At 57.2% G+C, this 25,154-nt stretch carries 32 protein-coding genes; 11 read left to right on the forward strand and 21 right to left on the reverse strand.

The genetic code is table 11. From position 1 onward, the window contains the following. Positions 1-72: 72 nt before the first annotated feature. From ACTG4M_RS10950 to folK, 18 genes are all read right to left on the reverse strand, one after another. On the reverse strand, positions 73-420 hold the full coding sequence (locus ACTG4M_RS10950) for a hypothetical protein (protein ID WP_439123696.1): 348 nt from the start codon (positions 418-420) through the stop codon (positions 73-75). A gap of 9 nt (positions 421-429) precedes the next feature. Continuing rightward, complete coding sequence (locus tag ACTG4M_RS10955) at positions 430-1,200, reverse strand: FCD domain-containing protein (RefSeq protein ID WP_439123697.1); 771 nt, start codon at positions 1,198-1,200, stop codon at positions 430-432. Between the two features lie 58 nt (positions 1,201-1,258). Further along, entirely contained in the window at positions 1,259-1,705 is a 447-nt protein-coding gene (locus ACTG4M_RS10960) for a molybdenum cofactor biosynthesis protein MoaE (protein ID WP_439123698.1), read from the reverse strand. Next, a complete protein-coding gene (gene moaD, locus ACTG4M_RS10965) occupies positions 1,705-1,950 on the reverse strand; it encodes a molybdopterin converting factor subunit 1 (protein WP_439123699.1) in 246 nt (81 codons plus the stop codon). The genes ACTG4M_RS10960 and moaD overlap by 1 nt, the downstream gene beginning before the upstream one ends. A gap of 4 nt (positions 1,951-1,954) precedes the next feature. Next, the gene (gene pgsA, locus ACTG4M_RS10970) at positions 1,955-2,614 is read right to left on the reverse strand and encodes a CDP-diacylglycerol--glycerol-3-phosphate 3-phosphatidyltransferase (protein ID WP_439123700.1); all 660 of its coding nucleotides are present in this window, start codon (positions 2,612-2,614) and stop codon (positions 1,955-1,957) included. 89 nt (positions 2,615-2,703) lie between these two features. Next, on the reverse strand, positions 2,704-3,450 hold the full coding sequence (gene recO / locus ACTG4M_RS10975) for a DNA repair protein RecO (RefSeq protein WP_439123701.1): 747 nt from the start codon (positions 3,448-3,450) through the stop codon (positions 2,704-2,706). A gap of 9 nt (positions 3,451-3,459) precedes the next feature. Beyond that, positions 3,460-3,798: a DUF1491 family protein gene (locus tag ACTG4M_RS10980; protein WP_439123702.1), complete on the reverse strand. Its 339-nt coding sequence runs from the start codon at positions 3,796-3,798 to the stop codon at positions 3,460-3,462. Next, positions 3,791-4,699: a GTPase Era gene (gene era / locus ACTG4M_RS10985; protein ID WP_439123703.1), complete on the reverse strand. Its 909-nt coding sequence runs from the start codon at positions 4,697-4,699 to the stop codon at positions 3,791-3,793. The genes ACTG4M_RS10980 and era overlap by 8 nt, the downstream gene beginning before the upstream one ends. A 28-nt stretch (positions 4,700-4,727) precedes the next feature. After that, the gene (locus ACTG4M_RS10990; protein ID WP_439123704.1) at positions 4,728-5,627 is read right to left on the reverse strand and encodes a DMT family transporter; all 900 of its coding nucleotides are present in this window, start codon (positions 5,625-5,627) and stop codon (positions 4,728-4,730) included. Then, positions 5,624-6,313: a ribonuclease III gene (gene rnc, locus ACTG4M_RS10995; protein WP_439123705.1), complete on the reverse strand. Its 690-nt coding sequence runs from the start codon at positions 6,311-6,313 to the stop codon at positions 5,624-5,626. The genes ACTG4M_RS10990 and rnc overlap by 4 nt, the downstream gene beginning before the upstream one ends. Further along, positions 6,313-7,149 carry a signal peptidase I gene (gene lepB, locus ACTG4M_RS11000; RefSeq protein WP_439123706.1) on the reverse strand — a complete coding sequence of 279 codons (837 nt, stop codon included), beginning with the start codon at positions 7,147-7,149 and terminating at the stop codon, positions 6,313-6,315. The genes rnc and lepB overlap by 1 nt, the downstream gene beginning before the upstream one ends. A gap of 71 nt (positions 7,150-7,220) precedes the next feature. After that, positions 7,221-7,619, reverse strand: a complete 399-nt coding sequence (gene acpS / locus ACTG4M_RS11005) for a holo-ACP synthase (RefSeq protein ID WP_439123707.1) — start codon at positions 7,617-7,619, stop codon at positions 7,221-7,223. Then, a complete protein-coding gene (locus ACTG4M_RS11010; protein WP_439123708.1) occupies positions 7,616-9,100 on the reverse strand; it encodes an alpha/beta fold hydrolase in 1,485 nt (494 codons plus the stop codon). The genes acpS and ACTG4M_RS11010 overlap by 4 nt, the downstream gene beginning before the upstream one ends. Before the next feature lie 9 nt (positions 9,101-9,109). Further along, positions 9,110-9,862: a pyridoxine 5'-phosphate synthase gene (locus ACTG4M_RS11015; protein WP_439123709.1), complete on the reverse strand. Its 753-nt coding sequence runs from the start codon at positions 9,860-9,862 to the stop codon at positions 9,110-9,112. Positions 9,863-9,888: 26 nt separating this feature from the next. Continuing rightward, on the reverse strand, positions 9,889-10,542 hold the full coding sequence (locus tag ACTG4M_RS11020) for a DUF2062 domain-containing protein (protein ID WP_439123710.1): 654 nt from the start codon (positions 10,540-10,542) through the stop codon (positions 9,889-9,891). Positions 10,543-10,562: 20 nt separating this feature from the next. Beyond that, entirely contained in the window at positions 10,563-12,701 is a 2,139-nt protein-coding gene (locus tag ACTG4M_RS11025; protein ID WP_439123711.1) for a RelA/SpoT family protein, read from the reverse strand. 39 nt (positions 12,702-12,740) lie between these two features. Beyond that, the gene (gene rpoZ / locus ACTG4M_RS11030) at positions 12,741-13,094 is read right to left on the reverse strand and encodes a DNA-directed RNA polymerase subunit omega (RefSeq protein WP_347200423.1); all 354 of its coding nucleotides are present in this window, start codon (positions 13,092-13,094) and stop codon (positions 12,741-12,743) included. A 74-nt stretch (positions 13,095-13,168) separates the two neighbouring features. Then, the gene (gene folK / locus ACTG4M_RS11035; protein WP_439123712.1) at positions 13,169-13,732 is read right to left on the reverse strand and encodes a 2-amino-4-hydroxy-6-hydroxymethyldihydropteridine diphosphokinase; all 564 of its coding nucleotides are present in this window, start codon (positions 13,730-13,732) and stop codon (positions 13,169-13,171) included. 153 nt (positions 13,733-13,885) lie between these two features. Here folK and ACTG4M_RS11040 point away from each other — a divergent pair, with 153 nt between their 5' ends. Further along, a complete protein-coding gene (locus tag ACTG4M_RS11040; RefSeq protein WP_439123713.1) occupies positions 13,886-14,458 on the forward strand; it encodes a LabA-like NYN domain-containing protein in 573 nt (190 codons plus the stop codon). Positions 14,459-14,483: 25 nt separating this feature from the next. Further along, positions 14,484-14,921, forward strand: a complete 438-nt coding sequence (locus tag ACTG4M_RS11045; protein WP_439123714.1) for a YqaA family protein — start codon at positions 14,484-14,486, stop codon at positions 14,919-14,921. Here ACTG4M_RS11045 and ACTG4M_RS11050 read toward each other — a convergent pair. Beyond that, positions 14,902-16,155: an MFS transporter gene (locus ACTG4M_RS11050; RefSeq protein WP_439123715.1), complete on the reverse strand. Its 1,254-nt coding sequence runs from the start codon at positions 16,153-16,155 to the stop codon at positions 14,902-14,904. The two genes, ACTG4M_RS11045 and ACTG4M_RS11050, sit on opposite strands and share 20 nt — an antisense overlap. A gap of 113 nt (positions 16,156-16,268) precedes the next feature. On the opposite strand from ACTG4M_RS11050, the gene ispH reads away from it, so the two are divergent. Further along, positions 16,269-17,219 carry a 4-hydroxy-3-methylbut-2-enyl diphosphate reductase gene (gene ispH, locus ACTG4M_RS11055; protein ID WP_439123716.1) on the forward strand — a complete coding sequence of 317 codons (951 nt, stop codon included), beginning with the start codon at positions 16,269-16,271 and terminating at the stop codon, positions 17,217-17,219. A 63-nt stretch (positions 17,220-17,282) separates the two neighbouring features. Here the strand turns inward: ispH and ACTG4M_RS11060 are convergent, their stop codons facing one another. Further along, entirely contained in the window at positions 17,283-19,484 is a 2,202-nt protein-coding gene (locus tag ACTG4M_RS11060; protein ID WP_439123733.1) for a DEAD/DEAH box helicase, read from the reverse strand. A 109-nt stretch (positions 19,485-19,593) separates the two neighbouring features. Between ACTG4M_RS11060 and ACTG4M_RS11065 the strand changes: the two genes are divergently transcribed. Genes ACTG4M_RS11065 through ACTG4M_RS11085 form a run of 5 tightly spaced genes read left to right on the forward strand, consistent with a single transcriptional unit; the run spans position 19,594 to position 22,359 of the window. Next, complete coding sequence (locus ACTG4M_RS11065) at positions 19,594-20,208, forward strand: LysE family translocator (protein WP_439123717.1); 615 nt, start codon at positions 19,594-19,596, stop codon at positions 20,206-20,208. A gap of 37 nt (positions 20,209-20,245) precedes the next feature. Next, positions 20,246-20,698, forward strand: coding sequence for a DUF3429 domain-containing protein (locus ACTG4M_RS11070; protein WP_439123718.1), 453 nt, complete (start codon positions 20,246-20,248; stop codon positions 20,696-20,698). Then, entirely contained in the window at positions 20,695-21,285 is a 591-nt protein-coding gene (locus ACTG4M_RS11075) for a class I SAM-dependent DNA methyltransferase (protein WP_439123719.1), read from the forward strand. The genes ACTG4M_RS11070 and ACTG4M_RS11075 overlap by 4 nt, the downstream gene beginning before the upstream one ends. Continuing rightward, on the forward strand, positions 21,278-21,739 hold the full coding sequence (gene rnhA / locus ACTG4M_RS11080; protein ID WP_439123720.1) for a ribonuclease HI: 462 nt from the start codon (positions 21,278-21,280) through the stop codon (positions 21,737-21,739). Before ACTG4M_RS11075 ends, rnhA begins: the two co-directional genes overlap by 8 nt. Further along, positions 21,736-22,359: a trimeric intracellular cation channel family protein gene (locus ACTG4M_RS11085; protein WP_439123721.1), complete on the forward strand. Its 624-nt coding sequence runs from the start codon at positions 21,736-21,738 to the stop codon at positions 22,357-22,359. Before rnhA ends, ACTG4M_RS11085 begins: the two co-directional genes overlap by 4 nt. A 2-nt stretch (positions 22,360-22,361) precedes the next feature. Here ACTG4M_RS11085 and ACTG4M_RS11090 read toward each other — a convergent pair whose 3' ends face one another. Next, a complete protein-coding gene (locus tag ACTG4M_RS11090) occupies positions 22,362-23,540 on the reverse strand; it encodes a MalY/PatB family protein (RefSeq protein ID WP_439123722.1) in 1,179 nt (392 codons plus the stop codon). 105 nt (positions 23,541-23,645) lie between these two features. On the opposite strand from ACTG4M_RS11090, the gene def (ACTG4M_RS11095) reads away from it, so the two are divergent. From def (ACTG4M_RS11095) to def (ACTG4M_RS11105), 3 genes are read left to right on the forward strand one after another with little or no spacing between them, the layout of a single operon-like run. Next, a complete protein-coding gene (gene def, locus ACTG4M_RS11095; protein ID WP_439123723.1) occupies positions 23,646-24,164 on the forward strand; it encodes a peptide deformylase in 519 nt (172 codons plus the stop codon). Next, on the forward strand, positions 24,161-24,658 hold the full coding sequence (def, locus tag ACTG4M_RS11100) for a peptide deformylase (RefSeq protein WP_439123724.1): 498 nt from the start codon (positions 24,161-24,163) through the stop codon (positions 24,656-24,658). The genes def (ACTG4M_RS11095) and def (ACTG4M_RS11100) overlap by 4 nt, the downstream gene beginning before the upstream one ends. Further along, complete coding sequence (gene def / locus ACTG4M_RS11105; protein WP_439123725.1) at positions 24,655-25,152, forward strand: peptide deformylase; 498 nt, start codon at positions 24,655-24,657, stop codon at positions 25,150-25,152. The genes def (ACTG4M_RS11100) and def (ACTG4M_RS11105) overlap by 4 nt, the downstream gene beginning before the upstream one ends. Positions 25,153-25,154: the final 2 nt, after the last annotated feature.

A 25,154-nucleotide genomic window follows, 5' to 3' on the forward strand; every position in this document is an offset into this window, starting at 1 on the left:
TGTCGCATTTGTTTGCTCCTTCAAAGGTTGAGCAAACTCTACATTAAACTGAGGGAAGTTTCGGGGGGCAGGTCAGCACCCGAAAAAGCGTGCGTAAGATAGGGCCTTCTTTTCAAGGCTACGCGAGCCTTCAAAATTCTCATTATATACTGCTATGCCGCGCAAGTCGTCTTGCGATAACACCCAGAAGGCTCCTTCTTTCATCTCGCTTCGTGGATAAATCGGATGTCCGTAAGGGTCGTAGTTCTCTGCATGATCGAGAATATAGCGATCAAGTATGCCTCTGATTTCTGTGGAAAATTTTATGCCTTCAACGATCTCTTCTAGAACTGCCGCACCTTCATCTGTTTCCCAACGGTTTTTGATGAATCTCTGGGTTTCGAGGTCGAATTTGAAGCCATCTTTGTCAAATTCCATCATGTTCGACTGCTACCCCTTCCCCCCAACATGCTCCAACCTCTGCCGGGCCACCGCCTCATGCGCCTCGGCCTTGCGGTTGTCCGCCAGACACGCCTCGACATACCCCAAGTGATCCACCACCGCCTGCCGGGCACCCTCCGGGTCGCGCGCCTGCAGGGCGAGGTTGATCGCCCGGTGCTGATCCAGCAGCACACTCCGCGTGGTCTTCTGGCGGAACATGATCTGGCGGTTGTAGAACACGCCCTCTCGCAGCAACTGGTACATTGACCGCATCATATGCAGCATGATCACGTTGTGGCTGGCCTCGATGATGGACAGGTGAAACTCCGCGTCCAGCGCCGCCTCGTCGGATGGGTCGCGTTTGGCGTGGGCCGCTTCCATGCGGGCGAAGACCGCGCCTATCACGGCCAAATCCGTGTCCGACGCCAAGCGCGCTGCGCGTTCCGCCGCAAGCCCTTCCATGTCGCGGCGGAAGGACAGGTAATCGAACACCGCTTCGTCGTGGTTTGCGAACAACTGGATCAAAGCGTCCGAAAACGCCGACCCCAGCACATCCGCCACATAGACCCCGGCACCCGCGCGGCTGGTCAGGAGGCCCCGGTCGGACAGATCAGAAATCGCTTCGCGCAATGAGGGGCGGGACACAGCCAAGCGCTCAGACAGCTCTCGTTCCGAAGGCAAGCGTTCGCCGGGGCGCAGGATGCCTTGCAGGATCAGCTTTTCAATCTGGCGTGTGACCGTGGTCGACAGTTTTTCCGGCGTGACGGGTTGAAAGGGCATGATGCTCGCAATTGGTTTGATTGGTCAAATCATATGACCGATCCGGCCCTCAAACAAGCTACCACCGTGTCAGCGCGTCTTCGTCCTCGTCTTTTGCGGCGACCCAGTTGGTCTCACCCGTGGTCGCGTGTTCCTTCTTCCAGAACGGCGCGCGGGATTTGAGGTAGTCCATCAGATACTCGGCTGCCTCAAACGCGTCCTTTCGGTGGGGGGCTGCGGTGGCGACCATCATGATCTTCTCGCCCGGTTCCATTCGCCCGTGGCGGTGGATCACCAAAACATCTCCCAAGGACCACCGCGTGACCGCTTCGGCGGCGATGGCCTCAAGCGCTTTCTGGGTCATGCCGGGATAGTGTTCAATCTCCATCGCATCCAACCCGCCATTGCCGAAATCCCGGACCACGCCCGTAAACGTGACGACGGCCCCCATATCGTGGCGGCCATTGGCGAAGGCTTCGGCCTCGGCCCCGAAATCGAACGGGGTGTCCTGAACGACGATCCGCATTAGCCGCCCGTCATCGGCGGGAAGAACGCCACTTCGCGCGCGCCCTTGATCGACGCGTCAAAATCGGTGAGCTCCTGATCAACGGCCACGCGCAATGCACTGAGGTCTGAAAAGGCAAGATCGTACCGATCCTCGCGCGCCCGCAGTTCCGTCACCAAATCCGCCACGGTTTCGGCCTCTGTCGTGACGGTTTCCTTGGGCAGTCCAATCCGTTCGCGGACCCACGCGAAATACAAGACGTTCATCCGATCAATCCTTCAAAAACGGGGTGGCCTTGCGGAAGTAATCCCACCCGGTGATCAGGGTCAGGAAGGCGGCAATCCACAGCAGGATGATGCCTGCGTTACCCGTCCAAACCATACCAGCGTGTTTCCACCAAAGACCGTGCAAGTCTTCAATATCGCCTGTCATGACACCTTGGAATATCTCAGAGCTCATGCCCATGGCGGACATACCGAGATAGTGTTCGAACACACCTTGGGCGAAGAGAACTGCGATTGCGACCATCTGTAGGGTCGTCTTCCATTTTGCCAGCGGCGTTACCTTGAGCGTGCCGGCCGTATCACCCAAGAATTCACGTAGGCCCGACACAAAGACTTCGCGGAACAGGATGAATGTCGCGGGTAGAACCAGCCAAGGTGACATGGACGAATAGCCGACAATCACCATAAGCGCGATCACCACCATCGCCTTGTCGGCAATCGGATCGAGCATTGCACCAAGCTTGCTTTCCTGTTTCCAGGCGCGGGCAAGATAGCCATCGAACCAGTCCGTGACAGCGGCTGACACGAATAGGATGAGGGCGAACCAATCTGCGGCAGGACGAGAGAAATAGAGGAACATCAGCGCCACTCCCGGCGCAGCCAAGAGGCGCAGCACAGTCAGGATATTTGGCACCGTCATCGTCATATGCTTTACCTACCGTGCCTATGTGAAACTGAAAAGGCGGCGTTTTGGTGTTTTCATAACTTCGCCTGCTTGGAGTGTTTTGCCGCTGATTAACTTGGCGGGTTTGCGGCACGGGGCGCACGATTGAGCATATCAACATAACGCGCCCGTGCGTCGGGTAGAGGTTTGCCGACCTGTTCAGCGGCCAGTTTGTGTTCGAGGAAGTAACCCGTAAGGCTCAAAGCTGTTGCAATATCCGTGTTTTCCGTTGCGCCGCCATCACGCAATGCGTCTGGCAGGGACAATAGCCGGTCCGCCCAGTCGCCTGCACCTTTTGCCGACACGGCGCGTCCCGACTTGGGTGAGACATAGACCAAGTCGTCCGTGGACCCGGTGACGGCGCAATGCCCAAGGTCGAGCCCGTAACCGAGATCGTCCAGCAGCGCAGTTTCCCAGCGTAAATATGCCAGCGGCCAAAGATCGGTTTGGTCCAGCAGGTCAAGAAGGTTCTGTGTGTGGGCATAAAGCACGGGATGCGGTTCGCGTTCGGGAAGGACAAATGCCAAAAGCGCGAGTGTCGCGTTCAGCCCGGCCAAGGTTGTTCTGTTCTGCATCGCAATGGCAGCACGCGAGCGTTGAAGCTCCGCGGTGAAGCTGCCCAAATGATCCTCAAGCCGGGCGCGCCATGCCAGATCAAGCTGCGCCCCGGGTTGCAGGATCGGGGCAACTTTGCGCGATGCTCCCCCGCGCACCACCCCCGCGTGGCGCCCCCGTTCGGGAGTGAACACGTCGATGATCATCGAACTCTCGCCATGGCGGCGGCTGCTCAGAAGGATGCCTGTGTCTCGCCAATCCATGGGGTGAGGTTAGCCCGACAGCCCGTCTTCATCCAGTAGATGCCGACCAGCGCGATCCTCGACTTCGATCACCCAAAGATCACTGTCAAAGCTGCGTTGTTTGGCAATGCTGGTGTCTACGTCTGTTTCTGACCCATCCGCCAGAACCTGCCATGCGCGGTCTCCGGTCAATAGATCGTACTGCTGAACAAACGCTTTGGCCTGACCATCCAGAGTGTTGAGTTTGATCAGGATCGCCCCGGCTGTGTCGTCACCGTGCGCGGTTACAAAGGCAGGGATATCGAAAAGGGATAGGCGGCGCAGATAGGCCTGCACCCAGAAACCGCTTGCCAGTCGGGCCTCAGCCATTGCCGTCCTTAAAGTCCAGGCCCATCTCGGAATAGCGCTCGGCCTCGTCCAGCCACTTCTCGCGAACTTTCACCTGCATAAACAGATGGATGCGGCGGCCCAAGAATTCTTCTAGCTCTTCGCGGGCGGCCTTGCTGATGGCTTTGATCGTCTCGCCCTTGTTTCCAAGAACGATACCTTTGTGGCCATCGCGCACAACATAGATAATCTGATCAATCCGGGCTGATCCGTCGTCGCGTTCTTCCCAGCTTTCTGTCTCAACCGTCAGCTGGTACGGCAATTCCTGATGCAGACGCAGGGTCAGTTTCTCGCGGGTCATCTCAGACGCGATCATGCGCAAGGGCAGATCGGCGATCTGATCTTCGGGATAGAGCCACGGGCTTTCGGGAAGCTCTTCCGCCAGCCACTTGCGCATAGCTTTCACGCCATGACCTTTTTCCGCCGAAATCATGAATGTCTCGGTAAATGCGAATTTCTCGTTCATGTCGTGCGACAGCTTCAGAAGGTGCTGCGCTTCGACCCGGTCGATCTTGTTGATGGCAAGTGCAACAGGGCGTTTGCCTGCGACCTCAGCAAGATTCTCAAGGATCGCCTCCACGCCCTCAGTGATACCGCGATGCGCTTCGATCAACAGCACAACGATATCTGCGTCTGATGCACCGCTCCAGGCGGCAGCAACCATCGCACGGTCAAGGCGGCGGCGCGGTTTGAAAAGGCCCGGCGTATCCACCAGAACGATCTGCGCGTTACCTTCCATGGCGACGCCACGGATACGTGCGCGGGTGGTTTGCACCTTGTGGGTGACGATCGACACCTTAGCGCCGACCATTTGATTGGTCAGCGTAGATTTGCCCGCATTGGGCTCTCCGATCAAAGCGACGAAACCGGCGCGCGTGGTCATAGCAACATCCATATCCAGAAGTCCGGCGTCATACGCCAGATCGTGGTGCAGAGCCAGCCCCGACTTTGCGCCCGCTACGCACCAAAGTGTAGACCCCGCTGCCCACAATCAAGGTTGCACCGATTAATGTCAGCGCATCAGGGCGTTCGCCGAAAATCAGGTAAGCGAACACCAAAGCGATCAAAAGGCGCGAATATCGGAACGGGGCCACAACCGACACTTCTCCGGTGCGCATCGCTTTGGTCAGGGCACTGTACCCTACGAGCCCGGCAAGACCCGTTCCCATAAGCATCGTCAGCGCAGTTAGGCTGGGTGCAGACAGCGGTGCACTCTCAAAAATCGTGATAACAACACCTGCGATAAACACCATCAAAAAGCCCAGTATGCCCAGTTGCGTGGCCGACACTTCGGGTGGGCTGGCGCGGGTCATCAGATCGCGTCCAGCAAAGCCAATCATACCCAGAACAGCAAATATCGCGGTCGCATCAAAGCCCGATGGGGTTGGACGCAAAATCAACAAGACTCCGACGAACCCGATGGACATAGCAATCCAGCGGCGCATCCCGACCTGTTCTTTGAGGACAAGCGCGGCCCCCAAAGTGACCATCAGTGGCGCGGCCTGCAGGATGGCTGACGTGGTCGACAATGGTGCAAACGCGAGGCTAAGTGCAAAAAATAGGCGGCCCAGTACCTCGAACGCCGACCGGACCAGCAACGGGCCTTCGACGTAGGCTCGGGTGACTAAGGGTTCCCTGGTCCAAACCGCGTAGAGTACGAAAAAGCATGTTCCGAAGCCCCCGAACAGCATTGTCCCGACACCAGCGGATACATCGCCTGTTCCGGTTGCTGCCTTGAAGAACGCGTCTTCGATCGCGAAGCCCAACATGGCCAGTACCATGAACAGGCTGCCGCGAAGGTTGTCGGTCAAGATGGGTCCATTTCAACAACTGCCAAAAGTGCCTTGGCTGAGGCTTGCTCGGCCTGTCGTTTTGATCCGGCTTTTGCCTTGGCGGATTGCCCATCTTCCAATCGCACTTCGATTACAAACATCGGCGCGTGATCTGGGCCATCGCGGGACAGTTCGACATAGGCCGGTGGCGGCATTGCGCGGGCCTGTGCCCATTCTTGAAGCGCGGTTTTCGCATCGCGCGCATCATCCTCGACCGATCCGATCCGGTTGCCCCAAAGGCGCAGAACCAAGTCTTTGGCGGCGTCAAAGCCCGCATCCAGATAAACTGCTGCAATGACCGCTTCCATAGCGTCGCCCAAAAGCGCTTGTTTGCGCCGTCCGCCGGACAGCATTTCTGACCGTCCAAGCTTCAAAGCTGCGCCCAAATCTATCTCGCGGGCGACGTCCGCGCAGGCTTCCTTGCGCACCAGCGCATTGAACCGTGGTGCGAGCTGACCTTCGGATGCAGCTTTGTCCCCGGCCAAGAGCGCCTCGGCCATGACAAGTCCCAGCACGCGGTCACCCAAGAATTCAAGGCGCTGATTGTCTTCTCGATTGACGCCTGCGCGTGACGAATGCGTCACTGCGCGCACCAGCAATTCGGGGCTCTCGAACCGATGCCCCAAACGCTTCGAGAGCGCCTGCAGGTCAGCCGAGAGTTTCACTACTCGATCTTCTCGAAAAATCGGTCGCCGCGCCATGTCCAGAAGAAGAGCATTGATGATCCTGCGGACGAAAACATCACGCGGTTCGCTTTACCCACGAGATTTTCAAATGGAACAAACCCGACACCACCCGCAACGCTGGGCACACGGCTATCGGAAGAATTGTCGCGGTTGTCGCCCATCATAAAGTAATGACCTTCGGGAACCGTATAGACCGGAGTGTTGTCAGAACCTTGGTTGCCAATGTTCAGGATTGAATGGGTTGTGCCATTGGGCAATGTTTCAAGAAACCGATCTTTAACGCAAGTGCCGCCAGTGCCAACCGGGCCGTTAGCGCAGCGCGGGCGCAAACCTTGAGGGCCTTGGGGCGATGCCGTTTCCTCAAATGCGGGCTGCGGTTCCAGTTGCACGCTGTCGCCGTTGATATGGAGAACACCACGGATCATCTGCACTTCGTCACCGGGCAGGCCAATCACCCGTTTGATGAAATCGCGCCCTGTCACAGGATGGCGGAACACGGCTACATTGCCACGCTCAGGCTCGGATCCGAACAGGCGGCTATTGTCGCCATCAGCCCAGCCACACAGGTCGGTTGCATCCACATCAATGCCGAAATTCGGCAGGTAGAGCGATGGGCAAGACGCGTAGGAGTAGCCGTAGGACATCTTGTTGACGAACAAAAAATCGCCGATCAGCAACGTGTCTTTCATTGACCCCGACGGGATCCAGAAGGGCTGGAAAAACAGAGTCCGAAAGACCCCTGCAATCAAAAGCGCATAGACGATGGTTTTGATCGTCTCGACGATCCCGCCGCTTTTCTTGGATTCAGACGCCATGTTCCTGCCTTTTGATCGACTGTCCCGCGCTACATGAGCGGGGGCGGCGCGGGTGTCAAGCCAACGGCGCGTTACTTGGGGCGGGCCTCGATCAACACGGTTGCTTGCGCCCACGGGTGGTCATCGGTCAGGGTGACATGAATGATTGCCTCATGACCCGGTGGCGTCAGGTCTTCCAACCGCTTTTTCGCCCATCCCGTGACCTCCATGACCGGCTGTCCGGTCTGCAGGTTGCGCACCGACATATCCTTCCACGCGATCCCCATCCGCAACCCTGTGCCAAGGGCTTTGGAGCATGCTTCTTTGGCGGCCCACCGCTTGGCGTAGGTGCCAGCAACATCGCGCCTGCGTTCGGCTTTGCGTTGCTCGATCTCGGTGAACACCCGGTTGCGGAAGCGGTCGCCAAAGCGTTCTAGCGTGCCTGCAATGCGGTCGATATTGGCCAGATCGGTTCCGATTCCGATGATCATGCGCCACCTCCGGTTGCTGCGAACATGGGAAAGCTGACACCAAGGGCCCACGCTAGTATGGTGCCCAGAGCCAGGCCCGCAGCCAATGGCCCGGCACGTTTGCCAAAGGCGCGGCCCATTGCACCGTGCACGAAGAAAAAGAGAACGATTACCGGTGCAATGATCAATAAAAAGAACAATCCCTCAAGATCAAGCGCCACCGCGATGCCTAAGGAGACAAGCAAAGCAACCCGCGCTGCGATGCGCCGCCAGAGGGAGGCTTTCCACACCAGTTGTGCATCTGCCACCATGAATGGAACAGCACCAATGATCAGGGCAGCTATAATCGGAAGTCGTTCTTGGATCGGAAAGAAGTTTGCGCCGTAGCGGTCGAGCGCAAATCCAAAAACTCCAATCCCCCATAGCAGCAAGAGAATAACCGATACCACCATCGCACGGGCGCCTGTCCAGCCCAGCGACAAACGTCCCCATAAAAGCCGTTGCATTCCGAGACTGAGCAGCCCGAAGATGCCCAGATGGATCGCAAGGTAATCGGCGACCAAGACTGGCAGGACACCGAAATCCAACGGGATTGCCAGAAACGGTGTGGCAATGGCTGGGACCGCGAGCGTGAGTGCAAAGCGCCCAAATGCAGGTTGGTGGCTGGAGGGAAGAGACTGTTCCGGCAAAGCCAACCGCGCCAAAGCTGCCGACAGGATGGTGATCGCGGCCATTAAGGCTAAAAACGCCCAGCCTGTTGGTGGGACTGATGCCGTCGTCGTGCGGTCATAGTAGGCGTTGAGCCATTCAAGCGCCGCCGCGCGACCCGCTCGTGACTGAAGTATAGCGACGTGTTCGGTCCAAGGGGCATAGATCGCGGCACGGGTCACAGTGTCGGTGCGCACTGTTTGGCCTTCCCCGGCTTTTGGGTCTACCATCTGAACAGCCTTGACGCCGAAGTCACGCAAGTGTGGTTCCCACTGACCTGAGATCAGGAGCATGTTTGCGGGTTGGGTCGCCGTCACCGCCTGTGAAAACGCGGATAGCAAAACCAACGGTCCGGTTTCCGTCTCGACCGCAACGCGGATCAGCACGTCGGTCGCCATAGAATGCCCAAGCAAAGCGACGGGATCATTACCGGCGACTGCGTCGATGACGGCTTGGGTCTGGGCCATCAATTTGCGTGTTGTGCCATCAATGCTGTTCACATCGCCTGACATTGGGACGGGGTGCGCACCGTGTCCTTCAAAGTCAAAAAGGTGCACCCGGTATCCAGCCTGAGCAAGCATAAGGCCATATCCCTGCATCATCTCACGTGACCCGGCAAAGCCGTGCGCGATCACCACCTCAGGACCATCGGAGTCTGCCCGAGCGAGGGTTGTAACCGGTGTTTGGCCTATGACTCTTTCAGAATAGGACACGCCATACCGCGCGGTTTCGAGGACAAAGATCGAAACAACTGCAATCAGTAGTGCCAAAACGGTCAGAACAGGGCGCGCCATGTCTTTGCGTCAGGCCCGTGCTGCGTCCATCAGGCGGCGCATCTCTTCGATAGCCGGGGTCAGACCGCGAAAGACGGATTCGCCAATCAGGAAGTGTCCGATATTCAATTCCATGACCTCGGGAAAAGCTGCGACCGGGGCAACGGTTTCATAGTTGAGACCGTGACCTGCGTGGACCTCAAGCCCCAGTGAATGGGCGTAAGTCGACATTTCGCGCATCATCTCAAGCTCGCGATCACGATCTTCGAAACGGCCCTCGGCATGGGCATCGCAATAAGCGCCTGTATGCAGTTCAATGACCTGCGCGCCAATTCTGTGGGCCGCGGTGATCTGGCGTTCATCGGCTGCGATGAAGATCGACACGCGGCATCCTGCCTCCAGCAACGGGGCGACATAACCGGCAAGTTTGTTTTCCTTGCGCGCGACCTCTAGCCCGCCCTCGGTTGTGCGTTCCTCGCGCTTTTCCGGTACGATGCAAACCGCGTGTGGTTTGTGCCGCAACGCGATCTCTTGCATTTCTTCAGTGGCTGCCATTTCAAAATTCAGGGGCACGCGCAACGTGTCCATCAGACGGTCGATATCGCTGTCGATGATGTGTCGGCGGTCTTCGCGAAGGTGTGCGGTAATCCCGTCAGCACCCGCTTCTTCGGCCATTTGTGCGGCTCGCACAGGGTCAGGCAAATCTCCTCCACGCGCGTTGCGCAGGGTTGCCACGTGGTCGATGTTCACACCCAGCCGCAAGCGGCCCGCATTGTCAGTCATTCTCGCCTCCATGATTGAGGCTGAACCTAGTCCGCTGCGTGTCCATCGTCAGCCTGTTTCTTCTTTTTCTTTAGCGATGCCAATTTCGCCTTAAGCACGCCCTTGCGACGGTTCTGATAAGCACGGATGAGTGGGACGGACAGATAGTAGCAGACGAGGCCACAGAAAATCCCCGGAAGGATCCCGCCGATCAGCCAAGGAAAGAACACCTCGTCATAGAATATCTTAAGGCTTTCCCAGTTGGCGGTGGCGTCAGTGAACATTGCTACAAAGTTGAGCCACAGGTCTTCGCCCGCTTTTGCGAATTTGTAGCCAATGCTGCCGTGTGAATGGCGAATCTCGCCCAACCCCAAAAGCCAGTAGCCGGTTTGCAGCGATGCGACACTTATTGGGACATATGTCAGCGGGTTGCCAAAGAAGGTCGACAGCAAGGCTGCCAAAAGGTTTCCGCGCATGACCCAAGCGATGATGGCTGCCGTCACAAAGTGCATGCCGTAGAAGGGTGTGAATGTGGTCAGCACACCAGCAAAGATACCACGCGCGATGCGTTCCGGTGGGTCGGGCAATCGGTTTAGGCGATGTTGGACGTACCGAGCCGCACGTGTCCATCCGCCGCGCGGCCACAGCGCCTCACGGAGGGTGGTCACAATTGACCGCCTGTCCCGCCGTTTGAATACCAACTCGCGTCCCTTCGGTTTTCCTATTCGGCCGCAGCCGCTTGCATCGACAATGCGGGATCTCGCCGCCGAACCACAGACGCAACATCACTTTCTGCCTCAAGCGCCGACATGACCGCGTGTAGATGGTTTGCATCACTGAGGTCGATGTCTAGAAGAAGTTTGTAAAAATCGGGTTTGCGATCCGCAAAAATCAAGTCCGAGATATTGGCCTTTTTCTCGCCGATCAATGTGCAAATCCGTCCCAGTACGCCTGCATCGTTCCCAATCGTTAGCTCTAGGGAAACGGCATATACGGGGGGATGGTTCCCTGACTCCCAATGCAGATCCAGCCAACGCGAGGGTTGCTCTTCGAATGCAGCCAAGGCACCGCAGTCGATCGAATGGACAGTCACACCCTTGCCACGCTGCACGATCCCGACAATCCGTTCACCGGGAAGGGGCTGACAACACGGCGCACGATCAAATGCCTGACCATGATCAAGACCGATCACTGCGCGCTGCATCTCGATGAATTCCATCGGCTCGGGGGCAAGGTCGGGATAAACCGCTGCGACGGCTTCGCGCGCTGACATTTCGGCACTGCCCAAACGTGCCAGCAATTCCTGAGCGTCGGAAATCCGTAGGTTGCGGGCAGCCATTTCCAGCACTTTGTCGCTGGCTTTCTTGCCGACATTCTCAAAGGCCGATCGTGCCAGTTCACGCCCCAACTGCGCAAATCGTTCGCGGCCAGCCTCGCGCAGTTCGCGGCGAATCGCAGATTTGGCTTTGCCGGTCGTCGCAATGTCGAGCCACGTCGCTTGTGGGCTTTGGCCCTCGGCGGTGACGATATCGACGGATTGTCCGTTTTTGAGCCGGGTCCAGAGTGGAACGCGGATGCCATCCACCTTGGCTCCAACGCAGCCCGAGCCGATTCGGGTGTGGATTGCATAGGCGAAATCAAGCGGCGTCGCCCCGCGCGGCAGTTTCACGACATCGCCTTTCGGCGTAAAGCAGAACACCTTGTCGGGGTACATTTCCAGTTTTACCGCCTCGAGGAAATCCTCGTGGTCGTCTTCACCAACGAACTGTTCAGTCAACGAGGCGACCCATTTGGCGGGGTCGACCGCAAACGGGTTTTCGCTACGGACGCCATCGCGGTATGACCAATGCGCAGCCACGCCAGTTTCCGCGACATCATGCATCTGGCGTGTGCGAATCTGTACCTCGACGCGTTTGCCATCACGGCCTGAAACTGTGGTGTGGATCGACCGGTAGCCATTGGATTTCGGCTCAGAGATATAATCCTTGAACCGGCCGGGAATGGCGCGCCAGCGCTGGTGGATTACGCCAAGCGTGGCATAGCAGTCAGCCTTTGACCGGGTGATGATGCGAAAGCCATAGATGTCGGACAATCGAGAGAACCCAATCTCTTTTTCCTGCATCTTGCGCCAGATCGAATAGGGTTTCTTTGCGCGGCCAAAAACCTCGGCCTCGATCCCGGCTTTTTCGAGTTCATGTCGCATGTCACCGGTGATCCGGTGGATCACGTCGCCGGTTTCTTTCTGGAGAGTGATGAAGCGACGAATGATACTGGCGCGGCCTTCGGGGTTGAGAACGCGAAACGCTAGGTCTTCCAGTTCTTCTCGCATCCACTGCATGCCCATACGGCCTGCAAGTGGCGCATAAATGTCCATTGTCTCACGCGCTTTCTGGACCTGCTTTTCGGGGCGCATCGCTTTGATCGTGCGCATATTGTGCAGACGGTCTGCCAATTTGACGAGGATCACCCGCAGGTCCTTGGACATCGCCATGAACAGCTTGCGAAAATTCTCGGCCTGTTTGGTCTCAGAGCTTGAGAGCTGAAGATTGGTCAGCTTTGTGACCCCATCGACCAACATAGCCACTTCGTTGCCAAAGTGGGTTGCGACCTCGGAGTAGGTCGATTTGGTGTCTTCGATGGTGTCGTGGAGCAATGCAGTGATGATCGTCGCATCATCAAGCTGCTGCTCTGTCAGGATCGCAGCCACCGCGACGGGATGCGAAAAATAGGGCTCGCCCGAATGCCGGAACTGCCCTTCATGCATTTCGCGGCCATACTCGTAGGCTGCGCGGATCAGCGCCTCGTTGGTTTTTGGATTGTAGTTGCGAACAAGCGCAACTAAGTCTTCGGCCGCGATCATCGGCGCCTCATTTTCATGCGGCCCGCATCGCTGCAGGCCTTAGCCCTGACTTTGCGCTTCCATCAACGCACGGAGCAGTTTCTCCTCGGACAGATCATCTTCGGCGGGCTTATCGGGTTCTGCACCCATCAGCAGCGCCATCGCGTCTTCTTCCGGCTCATCAACTTCGATCTGGGTCTGGTTCGATTCGATCAGACGCTCACGAAGTTCATCGGCCGATTGAGTTTCGTCCGCAATCTCGCGCAGTGCAACAACAGGATTCTTGTCGTTGTCGCGATCTACCGTTATTGCCGCGCCGGCAGACACTTCGCGGGCGCGGTGCGCTGCAAGCATCACCAGCTCAAAACGATTTGGGACTTTATCAACGCAATCTTCAACCGTCACGCGGGCCATGGGAACTCCAATTCATCGGGCAGCCTTTGAGAGATTGCTAGATATCTCTCTGACACGACGAATACAAGTCGATATCAAAATTCTAGTGCAGCTATGTCTGCCAGTGCCTCTGGTGAGAGCGCATTGCACATATCTTCGACGGTTTTGCCCAAAACGGGATGGCGCCAGTCTGCGGCAATATCCCTTAGGGGTACAAGGACAAATGCGCGATCCTGCAATCTGGGGTGCGGTAAAATCAGCTCAGTTGGCGAGGCAACTCTCTGTTTTTCATGCGAAAGCTGTAGCCATTTTCTATGTGTTTCATGATCAGGCAAAACGGTATCGCCGCAGGCGATCAGGTCGAGGTCAAGCGTCCTCATACCCCAGCGCGCTATCCGTTCGCGCCCAAACTTGGCTTCGATTTCATGAAGTTGTGCCAGGATATCTTTGGGCAGCAGGTCACACTTTAGATGGGCTGCGGCATTTACGTAGTCTGGGCCCGCCCCGGGCGGGAAGCAAGGCGTCTGGTAAAACGTACTGACTGCCGTAATCTCTATATTTTTATGATGAATCGCGTCTATTGCCGCTTTCAGCGTTTCAATCGGCGGACGTCCGCCTGAGGGTAAATTAGCGCCCAAAGCTATCAAAAAGTCGTTCATAAAGTTTTCATATATGAGAGAGTGATCGGAAATGACACCTTGCGATACTAGTTCAAATCATTAAATCACGCGTCGCGCCTTGGCCATACGACGTCGGAACCACCACTCCCGATTGTCGGCCGTAGCGCGACTATATTTTGAAAGGCTCAATTCATGTTCTACAAAGACGAGCGTTTGGCGCTGTTTATTGATGGTTCCAATCTATACGCTGCAGCAAAGTCTCTTGGCTTTGATATCGACTACAAACTGTTGCGTCAGGAATTTGTGCGTCGCGGCAAGTTGTTGCGCGCCTTTTACTACACAGCGCTTCTTGAAAATGACGAGTATTCACCGATCCGCCCGCTCGTGGATTGGCTGCACTACAATGGTTTCAACATGCGGACGAAACCGGCCAAAGAATATACCGACAGCCAGGGTCGCCGTAAGGTCAAAGGTAATATGGATATCGAACTGACTGTCGATGCCATGGAGCTTGCGGACCACGTTGACCATATCGTGCTGTTCTCCGGCGACGGTGACTTCCGGCCGCTGGTGGAAAGCCTGCAACGCAAAGGCGTGCGTGTTTCGGTGGTTTCGACCATCCGTAGCCAGCCGCCGATGATCGCTGACGAACTGCGGCGTCAGGCGGACAACTTCATCGAACTTGATGAACTGCGTGACGTGATCGGACGCCCTCCGCGTGATCCGATGCCGGAACGCCAACCTGTTGCAGCGGAACAAGACTGATCTTTGATCCCGCGCCCGATGCGCCATGTTAAGCGACCTGCTTTCTCTTGGTGGTCTCTTCATCGTGGCGTTCGGCGCGGCGACCATCCTTCCGTTCCAATCTGAAATCGTCTTCGTCGCGCTGCAATTGCGCGGCGATATTCCAATTGAATGGATCGTGATCTTTGCCAGCGTTGGCAACATTCTAGGATCCGGCCTGAACTATGCGTTGGGCCGGGTCCTGGAACGCTTTCGTGGCCGCCGTTGGTTTCCGGTGTCCGAAGCGCAATTGAATCGTGCTCGCGAATGGTATCTCAAGTGGGGAGTTTGGACGCTCTTGTTCAGCTGGGCCCCGTTGGGTGATTCCCTGACCATCGTCGCAGGGGTCATGCGCACAAATGTTTGGCTGTTTTTTCTGTTGGTCAGCATCGCCAAGACAATCCGCTATATCGTGGTTGCCCTGATCACGGCTGCGGCGTTCTGAGATCAGCTTCGGTGACACCCGGCGTTAAGTCGCGCGCGGCGCGCCGAATGCCCCATAGCATCAACATCGTGGTTCCAACAAAAAACGCGGCGATGCCGATGAACTGGGTTTCGATCCCAATCCCCAAATCAATCAGAAGCCCTGTCAGTCCCGGTCCAAACGCCGATCCCAAAACCATCACAGCGGTCGCCATTGATTTGATCGAGCCGATGTGTGCCGTACCGTAGAATTCTGCCCAAAACGCGTTGGGTAGCGTGGCGTTTGCGCCCGAGGTCATACCCAAAAAGACAAATCCAAGAGCCAGACCAAGCGGGCTGTGGGTCAGGCCGAAAACCAGAAATGCTGCAACCATGGGTAATTGGTAAAAAGGCGTCAGCCGTGCTGTTCCCAAGCGGTCAAGCGCCCATCCGGACAGGACCATCGAACCGATCCCAACCGCCGTATATAGCGGGAAAAAGCTGACGAAGACCAAGTGCTCAAGACCTTTTACGTCGGCAACATGCACTTGATGAAAGAAAAACGCAGTGTTGAACGCAGATGGACCCAAAACCGCAGGAACCATGCACCAGAAAAGCGGATGTCTTAATGCCTGTAGCCGGCGCCAGTGCTGCCCGCCCATGCCGAAAGAGACATCTGACTCTGCATGTGATGCAGGTGTTCTTTCTTGCGCAAGCAGCTTCGAAAGAATGGGAATGGCGCACAGGCAGATCACCGCGCCGGCAATCCAAAGGTTCTGCCATGCCATAATGGTCATTGCGCCGACGACGATTAATGGAACCAGTGCTTCACCAAGTGCAAATCCAAGTGATGCAATCGACAACGCGCGTCCGCGTGTCGCAACGAACCAGCGAGCCATCGCGATCACAGCGATATGCGAACACATTCCTTGCCCGAAAAACCTCAGCGCAAAGATCACGATTGGTAAGGCCCAAACCCATGGATTGAAGGCCATGGCCAGACAAGCCGCCGCCAGACCAACCAGAACGATAGGTGCGAGAATGCGTACCCGGAACAGATCGGTCAGGCCCCCGGCCCAGACCATAACGGCCGCCGACGCCATCGTACCGATCATGTAGATGCCGCCCCAGGCGCCATGGCTTAGATCAAACGCAAGCCGCACCTCTCCGGCAAAGAGTGAGATAAAGTAGGTCTGTCCAAACGACGACAAGAAGGTGAGCATGGCACCTGCCGTCAGAAAGGGCGCGTTCGCGCGGATGAAATCGGTCAGGCGCATAACCCCGCCATGCCCCCAAGATCACGGCGTTGCAAGTTGCAAATGCGGACCGCCTCTTTACGGACCGGTCGCTTGGCCTTACCTGTAAACTCACGCTGACAGGACGATCTCTTATGACCAATCCGCCTCTGACCTTGTACCTTGCTGCACCGCGTGGATTCTGCGCGGGCGTGGACCGCGCGATCAAGATTGTCGAGATGGCGCTCGAGAAATGGGGCGCGCCGGTTTTTGTGAGACACGAGATTGTGCACAATAAATATGTTGTTGACTCCCTTCGCGACAAAGGCGCGGTGTTTGTCGAGGAACTGCACGAATGCCCGGATGATCGTCCGGTGATTTTCTCGGCGCATGGTGTGCCCAAAGCCGTACCTGCCGAGGCGGCGAAGCGCGAAATGATCTATGTCGATGCGACATGTCCTTTGGTCAGCAAGGTCCATATCGAAGCCGCGCGCCATCACGACAACGGTCTGCAGATGATCATGATTGGCCACGAAGGCCACCCCGAGACCGTTGGGACCATGGGTCAATTGCCCGATGGGGAGGTGCTTCTCGTTGAAACGGTCGACGACGTGGCCTCCGTCGATGTCCGTGATCCCGAAAAACTTGCTTTTGTGACGCAGACGACGCTAAGCGTGGATGACACAATCGATATTGTCGCGGCCCTTCAGGCACGGTTCCCCAAGATCGTCGGCCCGCACAAGGAAGACATCTGTTACGCCACCACCAATCGTCAGGAAGCAGTCAAGGCGATGGCCCCAAAATGCGATGCGATGCTGGTGGTTGGTGCGCCGAATTCATCGAATTCCAGACGTCTTGTCGAGGTGGGCAGCAAGGCAGGCTGCGGCTATTCCCAACTGGTTCAACGGGCCCTGGATATCGACTGGCGTGCGCTTGACGGGATTGCCAGCGTTGGGATCACCGCGGGGGCCAGCGCCCCGGAAGAGCTGATCACCGAGGTGATTGATGCGTTCCGGGGGCGCTATGATGTCAATGTCGAGATGGTCGAAACAGCGGTCGAGAACGTCGAATTCAAAGTACCTCGCGTGTTGCGCGTACCTGCCTAACGACATTGCGAGGGCGGCTCCTAGGAACGAACCGGTGCCACCCCTCGCAGGATGTCGTTCGGCTTAACGTTTTCCGCCCGGTTTTCCACCGAACTTGCCAGAAGGCTTGCCTCCGGGCTTCCCCCCGAACTTACCACCGGGTTTGCCGCCCCCGGTACGCGGCTTGCGCATGCTTTGCGAAGGATCTCCGGCATTGGCGCGGGCTGCAGCACGGGCAATATTCTTTTTACTGTCGGGTTTGCCTTCGGGCGGGGGAGGGCCTTTGGGTTTGCCTTTGCCCTTAAAGGGTTGCGCCTGAAATCCGCTCTCGGACCGACGCGGTGGTCGGTCCCCGCCGGGCTTGTCACCATAGGGCTTTCGGTCACGGGATGACCCGTCGGATTTGCCCTGATAGGGCTTGCGCTCTCGGGCGGGCCCATCTGATTTGCCTTGATACGGCTTGCCCGACGGTTTTTGGTTTTTTCGGTCCGCCGGTTTCGGCTTGCGCGTACGCGGCGTCGGATCATCGTTCCAATTGATGGGTGCGGCCGATTTTGGCGCCGGTTTCGGCTTGGCCGGAGCATCATCGTGCGCGGGGGTGGAAGCGTCTGATCTGGGTCTGTCGTCATAGGTCTTGCGCGCAGGTTTCGGCCCATCGCCATAGGGCTTGCGATCTGGGCGTGGGCCACCTTTGCCGCCTGGCTTTGCGCCGCGATCAAAGTCAGGCGCTTTGTCGAGCTTGGTCAGGGTTACACCCTTTTCCAATTCCATCTCTGGACCAACCGCGTTCAGAAGCCGCGCGACCGACGCTTCTTTGACCTGCACCAGCGAATGGTCCTGTTGGATGCGGATTGCACCAATATCGTCCTTGCTCAGATCGCCAGCACCACAGACCATTGGGAGGATGCGGCGCGGTTCCGCATCCGCAGCACGGCCACCGGATACGGCGAACCAGACGCTTGGGCCGAAGTCCTGACGTTTCTCGGGTCTGGCATTCGGGTCCGAAAGTTCCTCGGGCGCAGTGTGTTGTTCGCGGAACAATCGTAGATAGGCTGCCGCGATCTGTTCGGGCGACTTTTCCGCCACCAGACGGTTCACAACTGATTCCTCGGAGTCGCCAACCGGTGTTTCCCATGCGGGGTCTGCGAACATGCGATCTTCATCGCGTTCAAGCACTTCGTCTGCTGATGGCGCAGTGCCCCAATCGGATTTGAGCTTGGCCATCGACAGAATGCGTTCGGCTTTCTTTCGCACCTTCGGTGTCACGATCAGAGCTGACACACCCTTACGTCCGGCACGGCCTGTGCGGCCAGAGCGGTGCAGCAGGGTTTCATGATTTGAGGGCAACTCAGCATGCACCACCAGATCGAGGTTCGGCAAGTCGATCCCACGCGCTGCCACATCAGTGGCCACACAAACCTGCGCCCGACCATCGCGCATCGCTTGCAGCGCGTGGGTGCGTTCGGTCTGGGACAACTCACCCGACAGCGCCACTACCTGAAAACCCCGGTTCGAGAGCCTTGTTGTCAGCCGGTTCACCATTGCGCGCGTATTGGCAAAGACGATGGCGTTCGGCGCTTCGTAATAACGCAACGTATTGATTACGGCGTTGTCAGTGTCGCGGTCGTTCACCTGCATCGCGCGATAGGCGATATCGGCGTGCTGGCTGGTTTCGGATTTCGTGACAACGCGGATCGCATCACGCTGATAGCTTTTGGCAAGCTTGGCGATCTGAGGCGGCACAGTGGCCGAGAACAACAGCGTCTGACGGTCTTCGGGAGCTTCGCCAAGAATGAATTCAAGGTCTTCACGGAAACCAAGATCCAGCATCTCGTCGGCTTCGTCCAAGATCACGGCGCGACATTGGCTGAGGTCGATGGAGTTGCGCATGATATGGTCGCGCAGTCGGCCCGGAGTTGCGACTACGATGTGCGCACCGCGTTCCAATGCCCGGCGTTCGTCGCGCATGTCCATACCGCCCACGGTCGAGGCCATCACGACACCAGCTTGCGCATAAAGCCAAGCCAGTTCGCGTTTTACTTGCAGCGCCAGTTCGCGTGTTGGCGCAATGACAAGTGCCAAAGGGGCACCTGCGGGACCAAACGCCTCTTCCTCGAGAATTGTCGGCGCGATGGCTAGGCCAAATCCAAGCGTTTTGCCTGATCCGGTCTGTGCTGACACCAATAGGTCAGCACCGACATATCCGGGATTGAGAACCGCCTCTTGAACTGGGGTTAGCGTGTCGTATCCACGGGCATCAAGGGCATCTTGCAGGGCTTTTTTCACGAGTGTCGTCTTCTTTGTATGAGCGGCCACCAGAAGGCCAAGCCGCGCGTCTAGATCATTGGCACGCAAATGTATAGCGTCATCAGCGCGCACCCAACGAGGATCTGCTATGCTTTCCCTGCAATTCCTACTGACTGCCTTCGTGGTCGTCATCGCCCCCGGGACAGGCGTTATCTACACGCTAGCCATTGGATTGGGGCAGGGACGTTGGCCTTCAATCTGGGCCGCGTTGGGCTGTACTTTTGGGATTGTGCCGCACCTTTTGGCGGCAACGCTTGGGCTTGCGGCGGTGCTGCACACGTCGGCTGTTTTGTTCAACGTGGTCAAGTTTGCCGGAGTGGCGTACCTGCTGTGGCTGGCGTGGCAGGCGCTAAAGTCTGATGGTGCGTTGAAAGTATCTGAAGAACGTCAGGCCGAGAACGGCTTGCGCATTGCCCGACGCGGAGCTTTGATCAACATTCTGAACCCGAAGCTTTCGATCTTTTTTCTGGCGCTTTTACCACCGTTCTTGTCGGGTAACCCCGCAACCGCAACGGCAGAAATGGCGCTGATGGGCGGTATCTTCATGTTGATGACGTTCGGGGTCTTTGTCCTGTACGGCGTGTTTGCGGCTGCTGCGCGCACTTGGGTGCTCGGAAGCGAAAGGGTCATGACGTGGCTCAATCGGTCCTTTGCGGGCCTCTTTGCAGCATTGGCGGCAAGGTTGGCGCTGGAGCGCGCCTGAGCTATGTCGCGCGGCAGTAGATGATGACGGACATACAATGACACATATTCCCCGTTCCGCCCTGATCCTTGGTTTGGCTGGCGTAATTCCCTTTACGTGGGGGGCGCTGACATTGCTGTCTGATCCTGCCGCACAATGGGGGCTTGATACGCTTGGACCACGGTTTGTCGGGCCGTATGTTCAGCTGTCCTACGGAATGGTGATCCTCAGCTTCATGTCTGGCGTTTTGTGGGGCTTTGCCACCAAAGCCGAAGGCGGACAGGCAGCCACGGGGTACGCGCTGTCGGTGATTCCAGCGCTGTGGGCGTTTTTCATGACGGGCGGTGGCCCAGTATCTGCTGGCACAAACCTGATCTTTGGGTTTCTTGGCTTGCTTGTGTTGGATTATAGTTTTTGGACCTGGGGCTTGGCGCCCAAGTGGTGGATGCACTTGCGCGTGCTTTTGACCGGATTGGTCGTCCTCTGCCTAAGCGTTGGAGTGTTTTTGTGACCGACCGCGACACCATTGCTGTCTATGACGCTCGAGCGGTGGACTATTCGAAGCTAGAGCCATCGCAAACCCCAAGCGAAACCCTGGCGGCGTTTCTTAATGCATTGCCCAACGGCGCGCATGTGCTTGATCTGGGCTGCGGCCCTGGCACCTCTGCCCGTCATATGGTGCGGGCGGGTTGCTCGGTCGTTGCGCTGGACGCGTCGGCTGCGATGATTGAACTGGCCTCTAAAGTAGACGGTGTCGCGGCACGTCAGGCCAGTTTCGACGACATCGACGGTACCGCGATTTATGACGGCGTTTGGGCCAATTTCAGCCTGTTGCACGCCCCGCGGACTGATATGCCGCGCCATCTTTCCGCGATCAACACCGCGTTGAAACCTGGTAGTTTGTTTCACATTGCCGTCAAAGCAGGCACTGGAGAGGCGCGCGACAGCATCAATCGACTTTACACCTACTATACCGAGGCCGAGTTGACGGAATTGCTCAAAGCCGCCGGTTTTACTGTTGGTTCCTATCGACGGGGGCGCGACAAAGGGCTAAGCGGCGAAGACGCTGACTGGATCTCTGTGACTGCCTATGCCTGACCTATTTGCCTATACCGACGGAGCCTGTTCCGGAAACCCCGGACCCGGAGGCTGGGGCGTGCTGATGCAGGCCAAGGACGACGATACAATCGTAAAGGAACGCACCCTTTCGGGCGGCGAAGCCAACACGACCAACAATCGTATGGAGTTGCTAGCTGCAATACACGCCCTGGAAACGTTAGAGCGTCCATCGTCGCTGACCATTATCACCGACAGCGCTTATGTGAAGAATGGAGTCACGGGCTGGATTCATGGCTGGAAACGCAACGGTTGGAAGACTGCGAACAAGAAACCGGTCAAGAATGTCGAACTGTGGCAACGCCTAGACGAGGCACAGGCGCGCCACGACGTGACTTGGGAATGGGTCAAGGGCCACGCAGGCCACCCCGAAAATGAACGCGCCGATGAATTGGCGCGCGAGGGCATGAAGCCGTTCAAAAAAGGCGCAGCGTGACCCTGATTGCACTGCTCGACCATGCTGCCGTTTTGGTTTTTGCTTTGACCGGCGCATTGGTCGCCAGTCGCGCACAGCTTGATATCATCGGGTTTGCTTTTCTTGCGATCCTTACCGGGGTGGGCGGTGGCACTCTGCGCGATGTCCTGCTGGACCGGAACCCGGTGTTCTGGATGGCCGACCCGACCTATCTGGGTGTTGCTGTGGTTGCGGCCTTCGTGGTGTTTTTGACCGCGCACCTGTTTGAAAGCCGCTATAAGGCGATCCTTTGGTTTGATGCGGCAGCTTTATCTTTTGCGGTTGCCGCAGGAGCGAATATCGCTGCCAGTCTCGGGCAAAGTGCAGCCATCGTCGTGGTCATGGGCGCTGTTACCGGATGTCTGGGCGGGCTGATGCGCGATGTGGTGGCGAACGAGGTGCCGCTCGTCCTCAAGCAGGGCGAACTCTATGTGACCTGTGCTGTTGCGGGTGCTGCGGTTGTGGCGCTTTCCCCAATTGTGGATCTTGGTTCGACAGCAACGGTTCTCGCCGCTGCCGCGATCACCTTTGGCCTGCGTGCAGGTTCCATCGCATTTGGCTGGAGTTTGCCAGTTTACAAATCCCGCCCACCGCGAAACTGACTTTACTGTAGGTCGTTGAACGCCTCTTGCAGACGTTTGGCTGCCTCTTCGACGCGGTAACGCTGTGTGGCGAGGTTAAAGCGCAAGAACGTCTCTCCGCCCGGGCCGAATTCCGGACCTGGGCTGGGCGCGATCCGCGCTTCTTTGCGGACGCGACGACTGATCTCTTCGAACTCCATCCCGGTGCCTGAAAAATCGACCCACGCAAGATACGTGGACTTCAAAGGAAGCGAATGCACGCCGGGGATGGCGTTAACGGCATCATCGAAAATTTTCCTGTTCTCAATCAGATGCGCAATCTGTTCATCCACCCATGCGGCCCCTTCGGGCGTGTAGGCGGCTGTCACCATTTTCAGGCCCAACGCGTTGGGCGAATAGTCCAACGAACGTAACCGTTGCTCCATCGCTTCGCGCAGTGTGGCGTCGGGGATGATCATATTACCTGTCTTTTGACCTGCGATGTTGAAGGTCTTTGACGACGCGGTCAGTACTACTGTTCGTTCCCGCGCTTCGGGTGCGGCAACATCGAACGGAACAAACGTTTCGCCGGGATAGATGAAGTCATGGTGAATTTCATCGGCCACGATGATCAGATCGTTCCGCGCGGCGAATTCGGCCACCTGTCGTAATTCGTCGGCTGTCCAAATGCGGCCCGACGGGTTTTGTGGGGAGCAAAAGATCAAGAGCTTCTCTGACCCATCCAGCCGCGACTGCGCGTCGTCCAGGTCCAGCATGTATGTATCGCCCTCACGCTTGAGGGGGCATTGCACCGGAACGCGACCTGCGCGCCTGATCTTGAATTCGAACTCGTGATAGACCGGATTGAACGTCACGATCCGGTCGCCGGGGTTCGACCAAACGTCCAAACAGAGCGCAATCGCGTTACCCAGGCCTTGGGACGTCATGATCCAGTCGGCCTCCACATCCCACCCATGCCTGTTCTTCATCCACCATTGAATTGCTGCGTGATAGTCGGTGTTGTCGGCCCAGTAGCCAAATACCCCGTGATCTACTGCGTCCTGCAAGGCTCTGAGAACGCAGGGGGCTGTCGGATAGTCGCTATCGGCTGTCCACATGGCTATGCCGTCTACGAGCGGCACATCAAACTTACTTTCAAGAATATCCCACTTGGAACAATGCGTCCCACGCCGGTCATTGGGGGCATTGAATAGATCGCGCATGGGCACACTCCGCTCTGATTGGATATGCGGGACGCTACCTTAAAGAACAGCAGGCGCAAGCCCCGGTCACTTGCCCTCGCGAGATTGATTAATTAGATCACTTACATGAAATTGCCGATCCTCATTCATCCGGACCCGCGTCTGAAAAAGGCTTGTGCGCCAGTGCCCGATTTGTCGGATGATTTGCGCAGCTTGGCCAAGGATATGCTTGAAACCATGTATGACGCGCCGGGCATCGGTCTTGCCGCGCCACAGGTGGGAGTATTGTCGCGCTTGATCGTGTTGGATTGCGTCAATGACGAAGAAACAGCGTCCCGTCCGCTGGTGATGTTCAACCCCGAAGTCGTCGCGTCCTCGGATGAGCTCAATGTCTACGAGGAAGGGTGCTTGTCGATCCCCGATCAGTTCGCCGATGTGACCCGCCCAGAGGCGGTCAAGGTGGCGTGGCTAGATGAGAACGGCAATCCGCAGGAGGAAGAGTTTGACGGGCTTTGGGCGACCTGTGTTCAGCATGAGATCGACCATCTGAACGGGAAGTTGTTTATCGACTACCTTAAACCGTTGAAGCGCCAGATGATCACGCGCAAGATGGTTAAGCTCAAACGCGAGATGGCCCGCGCATGAGCGTACGGCCCATCCTCACCTGGCCTGATCCCAGACTGTCACAGACGTGCGCTCCGGTGGCAGATCCATCCACTTTGGCCGATCTGGTGCAAGACATGTTCGACACGATGTACGACGCCCCAGGGCGCGGCTTAGCTGCGCCGCAGATCGGTGTGATGCAGCGTGTGTTCGTCATGGACGCAACTTGGAAAGATGGCGATCGCACACCGTATGTCTGCATCAATCCCGAGATTATTGCCGCGGCTGATGCAAAAGCCGAAGGCACCGAGGCCTGCCTGTCGATCCCTGGCGTTTCAGCCGAGGTGACACGGTCGACCGAGATCGTGCTGGCTTATAAGGATCTGCGCGGCATGCGGCACGAAACACAACTGACGGGCTTTGCTGCCACGTGTGCGCAGCATGAGCTGGATCACCTCAATGGCGTCGTGATCTTTGACAGGTTGTCTGAAACGGTTCGTGCCCAAATCGAAACCGACTACGCGGCGCTGGCATGACAAAACGCACATGTCTGCCATGGCCAAACAAAAGCCTGCGCACGACTGCCGAACCGGTGTGTAAAATCACAGACGAGATCCGCAAGATTTGGGACGATATGATCGACACCATGGAAGCGATGCCCGGTGTTGGACTGGCGGCCAATCAGATTGGCATTCTCAAACGGCTTGCTGTCGTCGATGCATCTGAGGAACGGGGCAAGGCCATACGCATGGCGAACCCGGAAGTCCTGCATGCGTCAGTGCAGCTTCATGCCCATGAAGAGGCCAGCCCAAATCTGCCTGGCGTCTTTTCCAAGATCGAACGCCCCCGCGCAGTAACTGTACGGTTCATGGGTGCCGATGGTGAGGTTCACGAACAGGATTTTGTTGGTCTTTGGGCCACGTCAGTGCAGCACCAGATCGACCATCTGAACGGCAAAATGTATTTCGACCATTTGAGCAAAACCAAGCGGGATATCCTGTTGCGACGTGCGAAAAAGCTGAAAGCCTAGGA

It is taken from the genome of Marivita sp. (genome assembly GCF_965656765.1).
Taxonomy (GTDB): domain Bacteria; phylum Pseudomonadota; class Alphaproteobacteria; order Rhodobacterales; family Rhodobacteraceae; genus Marivita.